This is a genomic window from Nostoc sp. CCY 9925, assembly GCF_963920935.1.
GTDB lineage: Bacteria > Cyanobacteriota > Cyanobacteriia > Cyanobacteriales > Nostocaceae > Nostoc.
The window spans coordinates 38,570-50,554 of record NZ_CAWUDO010000020.1; the positions used below are offsets into that span (position 1 = coordinate 38,570).

10 protein-coding genes are annotated in these 11,985 nt (G+C 43.0%); 6 read left to right on the top strand and 4 right to left on the bottom strand.

The window, feature by feature from the left end; translation table 11 throughout:
- The first annotated feature begins 70 nt into the window (after window positions 1-70).
- The 6 genes from pilM (at window position 71) to ACM0OY_RS13195 (ending at window position 6,252) form a co-directional block, all read left to right on the top strand.
- The gene (gene pilM / locus ACM0OY_RS13170; RefSeq protein WP_414569291.1) at window positions 71-1,177 is read left to right on the top strand and encodes a type IV pilus assembly protein PilM; all 1,107 of its coding nucleotides are present in this window, start codon (window positions 71-73) and stop codon (window positions 1,175-1,177) included.
- Window positions 1,178-1,332: 155 nt separating this feature from the next.
- Window positions 1,333-2,109: a PilN domain-containing protein gene (locus tag ACM0OY_RS13175; RefSeq protein WP_414569292.1), complete on the top strand. Its 777-nt coding sequence runs from the start codon at window positions 1,333-1,335 to the stop codon at window positions 2,107-2,109.
- On the top strand, window positions 2,106-2,876 hold the full coding sequence (locus tag ACM0OY_RS13180) for a pilus assembly protein PilO (protein ID WP_414569293.1): 771 nt from the start codon (window positions 2,106-2,108) through the stop codon (window positions 2,874-2,876). Before ACM0OY_RS13175 ends, ACM0OY_RS13180 begins: the two co-directional genes overlap by 4 nt.
- 176 nt (window positions 2,877-3,052) lie before the next feature.
- Window positions 3,053-5,455 (top strand): AMIN domain-containing protein, encoded by a 2,403-nt coding sequence (locus tag ACM0OY_RS13185; protein ID WP_414569294.1) that lies wholly within the window; start codon window positions 3,053-3,055, stop codon window positions 5,453-5,455.
- 153 nt (window positions 5,456-5,608) lie between these two features.
- On the top strand, window positions 5,609-5,851 hold the full coding sequence (locus ACM0OY_RS13190; RefSeq protein WP_414569295.1) for a DUF2281 domain-containing protein: 243 nt from the start codon (window positions 5,609-5,611) through the stop codon (window positions 5,849-5,851).
- Window positions 5,848-6,252: a type II toxin-antitoxin system VapC family toxin gene (locus tag ACM0OY_RS13195; protein WP_414569296.1), complete on the top strand. Its 405-nt coding sequence runs from the start codon at window positions 5,848-5,850 to the stop codon at window positions 6,250-6,252. Before ACM0OY_RS13190 ends, ACM0OY_RS13195 begins: the two co-directional genes overlap by 4 nt.
- 79 nt (window positions 6,253-6,331) lie before the next feature.
- On the opposite strand, the gene ACM0OY_RS13200 is transcribed toward ACM0OY_RS13195, so the two are convergent.
- The 4 genes from ACM0OY_RS13200 to ACM0OY_RS13215 all read right to left on the bottom strand — a co-directional run bounded on the left by ACM0OY_RS13200 (window position 6,332) and on the right by ACM0OY_RS13215 (window position 11,674).
- Window positions 6,332-6,892 (bottom strand): hypothetical protein, encoded by a 561-nt coding sequence (locus ACM0OY_RS13200; protein ID WP_414569297.1) that lies wholly within the window; start codon window positions 6,890-6,892, stop codon window positions 6,332-6,334.
- 179 nt (window positions 6,893-7,071) lie between these two features.
- A complete protein-coding gene (locus tag ACM0OY_RS13205) occupies window positions 7,072-8,295 on the bottom strand; it encodes a type II secretion system F family protein (RefSeq protein WP_414569298.1) in 1,224 nt (407 codons plus the stop codon).
- 95 nt (window positions 8,296-8,390) lie between these two features.
- Window positions 8,391-9,518 (bottom strand): type IV pilus twitching motility protein PilT, encoded by a 1,128-nt coding sequence (locus ACM0OY_RS13210; RefSeq protein ID WP_414569299.1) that lies wholly within the window; start codon window positions 9,516-9,518, stop codon window positions 8,391-8,393.
- 143 nt (window positions 9,519-9,661) lie between these two features.
- The gene (locus ACM0OY_RS13215; RefSeq protein ID WP_414569300.1) at window positions 9,662-11,674 is read right to left on the bottom strand and encodes a GspE/PulE family protein; all 2,013 of its coding nucleotides are present in this window, start codon (window positions 11,672-11,674) and stop codon (window positions 9,662-9,664) included.
- Window positions 11,675-11,985 lie beyond the last annotated feature (311 nt).

The following is an 11,985-nucleotide window of genomic DNA, read 5'->3' on the forward strand; positions in this document are numbered from 1 at the left end:
TCCCAATCCTTAATCCCCAGTACCCAATCCCCAATCCCCAATTCAATTTAGCAGTCCAGCGGGCACAACTGTGGTTAAAAGCTTCAATAGTCTGTTTGGCAAATCAAATAAAGGTGTCGGCATTGAACTTGCTCCCGAACGAATAAATGTAGTTCAGCTACGCAAGCAGCGTCAAGGTTTGAAACTAGAAATCTTGACATCGGTAGCGGTTCCCGAAGGTATAGTTACCGATGGTCAAATTACCGACCCTCCAGCAATGGCGCAGTTAATTCAAGAAGCGCTAGCCCAAAGCAAAATCAAAACTTCTCATGTTGCAACCGGTGTACCAGGGCGAGATTCTATCGTCCGTCTGATACCGGTGCCAGCAGAGTTAGATGACAAAGAACTGCGGGAAATGGTACTAAACCATGAAGCAGGCCTGTATTTACCCTATCCTCGTGAAGAAGCTGATGTAGATTATCAGAAACTTGGGTACTTTGTAGATGAAGATGGCATTGAAAAAGTACAGGTACTCTTAGTTGCCACCCGCAAGGAGGTAACGGATACCTATATCAGCACATTCGAGCAAGCAGGATTACAAATCGATGTTTTAGAAATTAACAGTTTTGCTCTCATTCGGACTATTCGCGACCAATTGCGACAATTTGGCCCGCAAGAAGCAGCAGTACTAGTTGATATAGAGTTTGACAGCACAGAAATTGCCATTATCGTTAACGGCGTACCGCAATTTTCCCGCACGGTACCCATAGGAACTTATCAAATGCAAACTGCCCTCGCTAGGGCAATGAGCTTACCTACATCACGAGATATGGAAATGTTATATGGGATGGTCATTACCCCCACTCCCATAGACGGTGGCAAAACTGGTGTCACTGAACTCAATCCTGGTATGGCAGCGATATTGAGAGTATTAGGAGAACTAACAGATGAACTGCGCCGTTCCATCGATTTTTACCTCAATCAAAGTGAAAATTTGGAGGTAGCACAGATTTTATTAGCTGGGCCTGGAGGCGGACTCCAACAGCTTGATGAATTCTTTACTCAACGATTGAGTCTACCAACTATCCAAATAGATCCAATCGGGGCTTTGTCTTTGGAAGTTGACAGCGAGAAATATCCGCAGGTACAACGCTCCGGATTAGCAGTCGTGCTTGGTTTAGGAATGCGGGAGGTGTAATAATTTTGGATTTTGGATTTCAAATTTTGGATTGTCTGTTTTGACAATCGCCCTGTTTTAAATTTTGGATCTTAAATTTTGGATTGTCTATTTTGACGGTCACGCTGTTTGAGAATTCTCAAACCATAATATTTATCTCTAGTTGGTGTGAGAAAATGTACAGTTTGGATGTTAACTTTCTTAAAGACCGCCCAGCATATCAGAAAAAGCCTGATAAAAAGGGAAAAATAGCGCTTAGCCTTCCTGGAGGAAATTTAACACCAATATATGTGGGAATTGCACTCGGTGTAGGTCTGCCAGGTCTATTAGGAGTTAGTTGGTGGTTGTTGCAAGGGAAGATCGTTGAGCTAGATGGCACAATAGCACAGCTAGATCAGGAAAGCAAGAGGCTAGATACAGAAATTGGAAATCTGAATAAAATCAAGGCAGAGACGAGTGCAGTTAAGGGAGAGACCCAAGCTTTAATTACTGTATTCGATCAGATTCGGCCTTGGTCAGCGATGCTGCAAGATTTACGCGATCGCATTCCCGCAGCAGTGCAAATTGAAAACATCAGGCAAATTCCACCTATTGCGGCAGCGGAAGGTAAACCACCCAATAATCCAGCGGGTGGATTAGAAATTACTGGATTGGCTCGTTCTTTTAACGATGTCAATGATTTTTTATTGAGTTTGCAACAGTCTCAATTCTTGAAGTCCTCAGAAAGCAAAATTATTACAGCAAACTTAGTAGATGCTCCTGTCACCTCAGGGGTGGCTCAATCAGTTCCTGGTGTAACAATTAAACCTCCACAAGTCGTTAAATACACCATTCAATCGGGCATGAATGATGTTCCTGCTTCAGAATTAATTCGGGAGTTGGAAAAAAAAGGCACAGTGGGACTAGTGGCTCGAATTCGTAGTATGCAACAAACGGGAGTCATTTCAAAATGACGCTGAGTGATGATTTAAATTTTGGCGAACAAGCGGGAGAATTCGATGCAGCAACCCCAGCGCACCCGGTAGTATTTGGCATTGCTTTTACACCAAAAATCATTGGTATTTTGGTAGGGGTAATTGGTTTAGCGGGCGCAGGTTATATAGTATTAAACCTGTTGATGCCAGCTTGGGAAAGCTATCAGCAACAGCAAGCAAAAGTCTCGGAACTCCAAGGGCAAATTAATGAAAAGAAACTTAATATCAAACAGATTGATAAAGTTAAAGAGGAACTAGCACAAGCAAAACAGCAAAAAATTCAAGTTTTAGGTTTATTTGCTAATGAGAAAAGTTTGGATACGTTGCTGTTGGATCTTAACCGTTTAGTTGAGTCTGGCAATGCTCAAACTCCCATTAGTGGAGTGAGAGCAAAACTCAAGAGGTTTCTGCCAATTTCTCAACAACCAGAACCGATTATCGATGGAAGTTTAGGAAAACAGGTTGATGGCAAACTGCAACGCAGCAGTATCAGTGCCGAAATTACCGGAACTTATGAACAAACGCAATCGATAATTCGTAACATTGAGCGTTTACAGCCTTTGTTGATAGTTAAAGATTATCAATCAACTTTAGCTCCAGTTGAGTCAAGGTCAGCAACAGATAAAACACCCGTGCGGGTAGGGCCACCAGCGATTAATACATCATTCCAATTACAGGTATTGATGCCACTTAGTCCAGAAGAAATAGCAGCCGTAGCAGCTAAAACTGCCCCTAAAAAAAAGTAGTTATGAGTTATGAGTTAGAGGTTAGGAGTTATCAGTTATCAGTTATGAATTATGAGTTGTACGTTACAAGCTCTCATTCCTAACTCCTCACTCCTAACTAATTTTAAACTCAGTACTTGTAGCGAACTACTGAAAATTTTTTCTAAACAAGGTTTTATTTAGGTGAGGAATGAACTGTGAAACAGATTCACGGTAATAGTTTTATATTAGGTACTGCTGCTTTTGTTTTTTTGGCAGCTCAACCTGTTTGGGCACAAATCGCTCAAGTTACTAATGTACAGTTAAATCAAGCTAATGGTGGAGTTAGCGTTGTTTTGAAAACTTCTTCAGGGTCGCGCCCCCAAGTTTTCACTACTAAAAGAGGTAAGGCTTTAATTGCAGACATTATTAATACTCAATTACGATTACCACAAGGTAATAGTTTCCGTCAAGATACTCCAGCACCAGGAATTGCTTCGGTAGAAGTTAATCAACTTGATGCTAATAGTGTTCGGGTGACGGTAATTGGCAGCAACAATGCACCTGGCAGTGAGCCGGTAGTGCGATCGCCAAATGGAATTACACTCAGCTTTAGCCCATCTGCTGGCACCACCGCATCGGCATCAACACCAACAGCCCCCACATCCACAGCCACAGCGCCCCCTGCTTCTACTCCCGCCCAAACAGGTCAAAAGCCAGACGTTCTCGTTCCCAACCCCCAAATCACCATCGACGGACAACCAGCACAACCCGCTGGGCCGGGTCAACCCCTGAGTCAGGCTCCACCTTTCTTACCGAGAGCCGTCGCCCCACCAGTGGGAGATATTGCTATTTCTGCTACCGATGCTTCTCCTAGCACCATCGACTTAGCAACACAAGAACGCGTACCTCGGTTAGTACTGCGAGATGCACCGGTGCGTGAAGTTTTGTCATTACTTGCCCGTGCAGCTGGTTTGAATCTGGCTTACATCGGAAGTGAGCAAGGTGGTGGCGGTCAGCAGGGTGGTGGCGGTCAGCAAGGTAGTGCTGCACAAGCGACCTCTCAAACAATCTCGTTAGATATAGAAAACGAGCCAGTGCAAGATGTGTTTAACTACGTCTTGCGCCTTAGTGGTTTAGAAGCTAATCGCAGTGGTCGCACTATTTTTGTCGGGCCAAAACTACCTAATGCGACCCGTGATATGGTTATGCGTAGCCTGCGACTCAATCAGGTAACGGTGGGAGTCGCCTTGAATTTTTTGGTCGGCTTGGGGGCAGAAAGCGCTGTCAGCCGCGAACGACAAGTTACTAGCGTTAATGCTGTTCCTGTGGGCACTGGAGTTGCTCCCATCACCCAAACTCAGACGACGACAGAAACCAGACTCGAAACTCAACGCGCTGAATTCAAAGACTCGAACCCATTACTCAGAGGTTTACAGGCATTAGGAGACGAGCGTACCAATTCTTTGACTTTAATTGGGCCTCCTAGATTAGTTGAGATGGCAATGGCTCAACTAACTCAGCTGGATATCCGGCGTCGTCAAGTGGTGGTCAACGTTAAGATTATCGATGTTAACCTCTTGAACACCCAGGATTACAACACTAGCTTTTCCTTTGGGGTTGGCAACAACTACTTTACAAATGATGGTGGTGCAGCATCCCTCAATTTTGGCGGTTCGAGACCAGCAACAAGAGCTGAGGCGTCAAGCAGTGTGACTAGTACACCTACAACAGCTAATCCACTTCAAAGCTCAAATGTTTTTATAGACCCAAATACAGGAACAGCTACCGCTGGCACAAACTCTAATCCACTACAACCAGGTATTACAGCATTTACACCAGGAACAAGTACAACTGCAATTGTGCCAACAGCGATTGATCCTGTTACTGGTACACCGACTCAGTTTCAGCAGCAAACCACGACAACCCCTTCAACAACCACATACGCCTTACCAACTTTATTCCAGTTCCCCAAACGCCTTCTTGCTAGCTTGCAGGCTCAAGTCCAAAATGGCAACGCCAAGATTTTGACAGACCCAACCTTAATTGTCCAAGAAGGTCAAACCGCTAATGTTAACCTGACTCAGGAAGTGGTAGGCAATATTAAAAGGGAAATCGTTCGTGATGCGAATCTTGCTACAGAAACGATTTCAGCGGAAAAAGACCGAGTAGGTTTAACACTAGCTGTCAAAGTTGAACGGATTGACGATAACGGTTTTGTCTCTCTATCGGTAGCTCCCGTTGTCAAGGCGCCCCAAGCTCCAGCTACTATCAATGTTGGAGGTGGTGGTAGTCAACAAATATTCTTGGTATCTGAGCGTTCTCTGAATTCTGGCTCGATTCGCTTGAGAGATGGTCAAACGTTAATTCTCTCAGGTATTATTCAAGATTCCGACCGGACAAGTGTCTCCAAGATTCCTATCTTAGGCGATCTTCCGTTAATTGGTTCGCTGTTTAGAAGTACAAACAGATCCAACCAGCGCAATGAGGTAATTGTCTTGCTCACACCTCAGATTATGGATGACTCTGAGAACTCTTCCTACGGTTATAATTACACCCCTAGCCCACAGGTGCGACAAATTCTTGAGCGTCGGGGCTTGAAGCTTCCTAGTGGCCAGTAAGAAGCATAATACACAAGGTGAGTCGTTCTGGCATAGGCTCAGATCCCCGACTTCTTTAAGAAGTCGGGGATCTTTTTGTTCACAAGTCAGATTAAATGTCATATTCTAAAATAAAAATACCCAATCACAATGTAGTAATAGTGGTGAATACTGATGAGTACAGAACAAGAGTTATTAACAAAGTGGCGTTCTCTTCCACAAGACAAACAAGAGGAAGTTTTAGATTTTGTTGAATTTCTTAGTTTGAAAAACACTGCAAATAAAACTCCCTTGGGAGAACGTTTGCAGCAAATTCGCACTAGGATTGTTGCTTCTGGTAAACATTTATTAGATGAAGATGAAATCGAAAAAGAACTCGCCAGTCGTAGAGGTGGGCTACAGGCTAGAGAAGAATGAAAATAACTTATATTGATTCAGGAGTATTACTCAGCGCAACAGATGGTGTTGGTCGAATTGCTGAGAAAGCCCTTGAAATATTAGGAGATTCCCAAAGGGAATTCGCCTCTAGTAAGTTTGTCAAATTGGAAGTAAGCCCTAAAGCGATTTATAACAAGCAAACACAAGAAGCTCAATTCTATGAAGAGTTTTTTAGCGATGTTACCTATTGGGCGAACGATTTGGCTCATATTGTTCAAGAGGCTTACCAAATTGCTTCTCAGTATGGTTTAGCAGCTATGGACGCGCTTCATGTAGCTGCTGCGTTGTCAGTTGGTGCAGAAGAATTAGTCACAACTGAGAAAAAAACAAAGCCCATGCATCGAGTAGCTAGTATTAATGTAGTTTCTATTTTTGATTAATTGATGAGGTTTTATAACAGAGCGATCGCCTTTAGTCTCAAGTGCAGTTAGTTCGCGATCGCCACGGAATCCATTATGATTAAGCTGGTGGAATTTCTTGAAAAAAAGTGTCTGTGGAATTCTCTTCAAATAAGAAGTTTGATGTTTGGATAATAAATGGAAGTTCTGCTCCTATAAGACCTCGCTGGATGCGTTCTGAGGTTTCAGAATAAACTACAAATAAAGGATATATGCTATTAGCTCCCTCACTCAAAATATGGCTGTGGCGGAGAGGCATCAACCATTCATAATCATTGTCTAAAAAAATTTGGGATTGTCGCCAACGTCCTAACAAATCAGAAAAGTCTTCATGGGGACGATGAATAAAGATTAAAATCTCTACTCCAGTTTTAATTTTCCACTCTGGATCGCACATCAAAATTGCCACATCACAAGGTAAAGAAATTGCCTGTGAAACTGTTGTAGCAGTCTTGCGAAGACGAACAATTGGTAAAGGGATAGAGATTACACTGTCATCTGGACGGCGCAGACTGGGGATCATTTCCAAGTATGGACGGTGTTGTTTTAGTAAGGCGATCGCAGCCTGATGATTACTGTACTCTGCTAAGCTCGCTTCGTACTGAGATTTTTGCACAGTCATAGTAAATTAGTTATGAGTTATGAGTGAGTATCTAAGAAAAAAATTAGTTAGTTTACAGTTGGAATTGCAGAGTTAAGAAAAAATTAATTATTTAAAAATTAAAAATCATAAATCAAGAGTTTTAACTCCTAACTCTTAACTCTTAATTCCTAACTTTATAACTCCTAACTCTTAATCCCTTATCCCAGTTTTTCAAATACTTTAAACATCGGTAAATACATTGCCAGCAAAATTGTACCAACCATTCCCCCTAGAACCAAAATCATAATTGGTTCTAAAACACTGGTGAGTGCTTTTACTGCTTGCTCAACTTCATCTTCATAGAAGTCAGCAACTTTCATCAACATCCCATCTAATTCTCCGGTTTCTTCTCCGATACTAATCATCTGAATTGCCATAGCCGGAAAAACTTGATCTCTTTGCAAAGCAATGCTAATCATGCCTCCTTGTTGGATCTCTAAGCGGGCTGCATCTATAGCATTAGCAATTACTTGGTTTCCTGATGTATCTCGGACAATTTCCAAGCAAGTTAAAATTGGCACACCTGAACGAGTCAAAGAACCAAAAGTCCGGCTAAAACGTGCAACAGAAGATTTTTGAATCAAATCACCAAACAATGGCATTTTAAGAGAAAGGCGATCGATTGTTTGGCGGCCAAGAGGAGTTTTAGCGTATCGTGAATAGGCAATTTTAAATCCTATAAGTCCACCGATAAGCCCGAAAACCTTAGGACTTCTCAAAAATAGACTAGCATCCATCAAAAATTGGGTTAGAGGTGGTAATTCAGTTCCGATTTCTGTAAAAATCTTCGCAAAAACGGGAATCAGAAAAATGGTCATACCGAGAAAGATAGCAACTGCTATAAAACCCACGACCGTTGGATAAGATAATGCTGATTTAATTTGGTTTTGTAAGCGAGCAACATCTTCTAACAACTTGGCTAAACGATTCAATACTTCGTCTAGAACACCACCAACTTCGCCGGCTTGAATCATACTCACATATAATCCATCAAAGCATTCAGGATGCTTCCGCATTGCCTCTGAAAGATTCATTCCAGTTTGAACATCGTTGCTAATCTCGACGAGAGCTTGTTTCAGTTTAGTATTACTACACTGTTCAGAAAGTACCCCCAGACTTCTAACGATCGCCACTCCAGCATTCATCAAAACGGCAAATTGACGGGAAAAAACTGCTTTGTCTTTAACAGAGACTTTCACAAAAGAATTCTGGATTTTCTTTATATCCAGCCCCGCTTGAAAGCCTTTAGATTCTTTAAGTTCTTGGACTACAAAACCTTGTTCTCTGAGACTAGTACGAGCTTGTGCCAAGGATTCGGCACTAATTTTTTCTGTTCGAGATTTTCCTTGAGAATCCCGAACACGAGCAACAAATGTTGGCATAAACAAATTCAAAATAGTTGTTAGTTATTGGGCATAGGGTAGAGGGCATGGGGCATTGGTTATTTCCTCTATCTCCCCATCTCCTCATCCCTCGATTAATGTGCTTTAACAGCCCCATTGACTCCCGGCTTTGCACCTGCTGGTGGTGTAGAAGAACCGATGAGACGTTGGATTTCATCTGGCTTAGAAGTCTTAGACATTGCTGCTTCAAATGAGATTGTTCCTGCTTTGTAATAGTCGGCCAAAACTTTCTCCAGAGTTTGCATACCCAATTTGCCGCCAGTTTGAATAGCTGAGTAAATTTGCGATGTTTTGCCTTCTCTAATTAAGTTAGAAATAGCCGGAGTAACAATCAAAATTTCTTGAGCCATTACCCGACCATATTCGCCAGGCTTGGGATTTTTCTTAGAAACTAATGTTTGGCTAAATACAGCTACTAAAGAGTTTGATAATTGTACCCGCACTTGGGTTTGTCTTTCATGGGGGAAAACGTCGATAATCCGGTCAACAGTTTGTGCAGCGGAACTAGTGTGTAGCGTACCAAATACTAAGTGTCCTGTTTCTGCTGCGGAAATCGCCAACGAAATCGTTTCCAAATCGCGCATTTCTCCCACCAGAATAATATCTGGATCTTCCCGTAAAGCTGCTTTTAAAGCATTAGCGAAACTCTTGGTATCTTCGCCCAATTGCCGTTGGTGAACCAAACTTTTAATTGGTTCGTAAACAAATTCAATGGGGTCTTCTACAGTTAATATATGCTCTGCTTTGGTGCGGTTAATTAAGTCAATCATTGCCGCTAGGGTTGTTGTTTTCCCGGAACCCGTAGGGCCTGTCACCAAAATTAGTCCTCTGGGCTTATCGGACATTTCCCGCACTACATCAGGTAGACCTAATTTTTCAAAGTTAGGAATCTTAGAACTTAATGCCCGTAAACAAGCAGCATAAGCACCACGCTCTTTATAGACATTCACCCGGAAGCGAGCGAGACCTTTAACACCATAAGAACAATCTAATTCCCAGGTCTGTTCTAAGGTTTTACGCTGGGTATTGTTGAGCATACTAAAAATCAGCCTTTGACACTGATCTGCTGTCAACACATGCTCACCTATGGGAGTGAGTTTGCCACTGATGCGAAAGTAGGGAGGTAAACCTGCGGATAAATGCAGATCCGAACCTCCCATTTCAATCATCTGCTCCATCAAGTCTTCAATCATCATTTCCATAGTTTTGCTTCCTTTTAATGTTTGTTATTTGCCATTTGTCCTTTGTCTTTTGTCATTTGTCAGTTGTTTTAAGTTACTAACCATCAACCAATGACTAATGACCAATGACCAATGACTAATGACTAATGACTAATGACCAATGACTAATCTTGAAAACGAGATGTCAGACAGTAGGGACAATCTAGCCATTCTGGTTTCAAGGTGGCATCACAAGTCCGACAGGTAAGACCTGTCTTGCGTTTGGCTTTTAATTCTGCTTCCAAACCCGTATCTGTAAAGGTCACCCGTTCTACTTCTTCGAGGGTAGTAGAGCCTTGACGTACTAAGTCCAGACTGTAAGCCAGCAAGGTTTTCATGCCTTCTTCTACCGCCACTTCTTTGATACGTTCTGTGGGTGCTTCTTCGTTGATTAGGGTTTGGAGGTTTTCGGTGACTCGCATGACTTCATAAACACCACAACGCCCTTTGTAGCCGACGCCATTACAAGCTGGGCAAAGGTGATTTTTGGTTTTGGCTTCTGCGATCGCTTCTAATGTCAAAGTGTTGGCTTTGTAGAAAGTGACTTCTACTTCAGAGGACGCTGACAGACCATAACGTGCCAATTCCTCAGTTGTGGGAGTGTAGGGAATCCGACATTCAGAACATACCCGCCGCACCAGACGTTGAGCCAAAACGCCAATCAGGGAACTAGAAACCATGAAAGGCTCAATCCCCATTTCTCCCAAACGAGCGATCGCTCCTGGGGCATCATTGGTATGTAAGGTAGTTAATACTAAGTGACCAGTTAAAGCAGCCTCAATCGCTGTTTTTGCTGTTTCCTTGTCCCGTGTTTCACCCACTAGTAATACGTCTGGATCTTGTCGCAAGAAAGCCCGCAGAGCCGTAGCAAAATCCAGCCCTTTTTCTCGAATCACCTGTACTTGAGTAATCCCTGGAAGACTGTATTCGATCGGGTCTTCTACAGTACTGATATTAATTCCGGGATCATTCTTTTCCGCCAGCGCCGAATACAGTGAGGTTGTTTTACCGGAACCAGTCGGCCCAGTCACCAAAATTAGACCAAAGGGACGGCTAACCATATCCTGGACAATGTGTAAAGTCTCTGGATCAGTGATTAATTTATTCAATCCCAGTTGGGTGGAAGAATTATCCAAAATCCGCAGCACCACCTTTTCCCCGTAGCGACTGGGTAAGGTATTTACACGGAAGTCTACTTTGCGTCCCTCAAACATCCGCCGGATGCGTCCATCTTGGGGTAAACGCCTCTCGGCAATGTCTAGATTGGAGATGATTTTAAACCGGGCTGTCACCGCCGGAATAATTTTTTTCGGCATCAGCGGGAAAGCTTCACGCAGCACTCCATCTTTACGAAAGCGAATGCGTAAGTTTTCTTCTTGTGGTTCCACATGAATATCCGAAACTTTTTCATGCAAGGCTTTAGCCAGGATTCTGTTGACAAGGTTAATAACTGGGGCATCTTCAGCGCCCTTCATCGCTGCCCCTAGATCAGCCTCCATCTCCTCAGGGGCATCTTCAATGTCGAGATTTCCGAGATTTTCTAAGTCCTGACTAATATCTGTAGAGCTTTCTCGTTCTAGATGCTTTTGCCGAACAGCCAGGTCATCCAAGTATTGGTTGATTAGCTGTTGGTAGTCCTCCTGTGTAATCACCATGCGCTGCAATGCCAAGCCTTGGGGGCGCAAGATGCGATTGAGATCATCGGAAGCCTCTAGATTATCTGGAGCAACCATCGCCACTAAAACTGAAGGCGGGGTTTGGTCTTCGTGTTTCGACAGTGGCACCAAACGATGACGACGGCAGATATCGACCGGAATCAGGGTATCAATCAGGCTCCCCACCATCGTGTTGCCAACGGAGTTGACTTCCGGATCGAGGAACTCAACTCCGTAGAGTATTTTTAATTCAAATAGCTGTTGTTTTTTGTATTGCCTGAGCAGCTCAGGTGATAGTTGTTGTCCAGTAATTGACTCTAATACTTCCGTAAGCGGTCTACCGGATTTGCGGCTTTCAATTAGTGCCTGTCTCATCTGTTCGCTATTAACATAGCCAGATTGCACTAGCTTGTTGCCGAAGGGCGAAAACTCTGTTCTAGTAGTTAGAGCGGTACTGCGCCGTTGTGGTGACGAGTGAGTCATAAATCAGCAATTGATTTGGGAAAACCTCTGGTTAGAGTATTCCCAGCATGTGACACAGAATTCTCATTTACCACAAAAGTCCTCAGTGCCAAGTGCAAAAAAAGTAATAGTCAAGAAAATTAACCCAAGCGAGAACTGTTATAAATTTCAGTCATGGGGTATGACCCAGAACTCAAAATAGATAATTCAGAAAGAACTTCTGGTTTTTTGAAAGCAACCCATACAAAGCGCACTATCCCCTACAAATGAAAGAAACACTTCCCCCACTCCCTGGTTTAGTGACTCAACACTTAGAACTTTTGAAGGAATCA

Excerpts from the sequence above, each read along its gene's own strand:
- ACM0OY_RS13175 (WP_414569292.1), top strand. The coding sequence starts at position 1,333 with ATGTACAGTTTGGATGTTAACTTTCTTAAAGACCGCCCAGCATATCAG.
- ACM0OY_RS13180 (WP_414569293.1), top strand. The coding sequence starts at position 2,106 with ATGACGCTGAGTGATGATTTAAATTTTGGCGAACAAGCGGGAGAATTC.
- ACM0OY_RS13190 (WP_414569295.1), top strand. The coding sequence starts at position 5,609 with ATGAGTACAGAACAAGAGTTATTAACAAAGTGGCGTTCTCTTCCACAA.
- ACM0OY_RS13195 (WP_414569296.1), top strand. The coding sequence starts at position 5,848 with ATGAAAATAACTTATATTGATTCAGGAGTATTACTCAGCGCAACAGAT.
- ACM0OY_RS13200 (WP_414569297.1), bottom strand. The coding sequence starts at position 6,892 with ATGACTGTGCAAAAATCTCAGTACGAAGCGAGCTTAGCAGAGTACAGT.
- ACM0OY_RS13205 (WP_414569298.1), bottom strand. The coding sequence starts at position 8,295 with ATGCCAACATTTGTTGCTCGTGTTCGGGATTCTCAAGGAAAATCTCGA.
- ACM0OY_RS13210 (WP_414569299.1), bottom strand. The coding sequence starts at position 9,518 with ATGGAAATGATGATTGAAGACTTGATGGAGCAGATGATTGAAATGGGA.
- ACM0OY_RS13215 (WP_414569300.1), bottom strand. The coding sequence starts at position 11,674 with ATGACTCACTCGTCACCACAACGGCGCAGTACCGCTCTAACTACTAGA.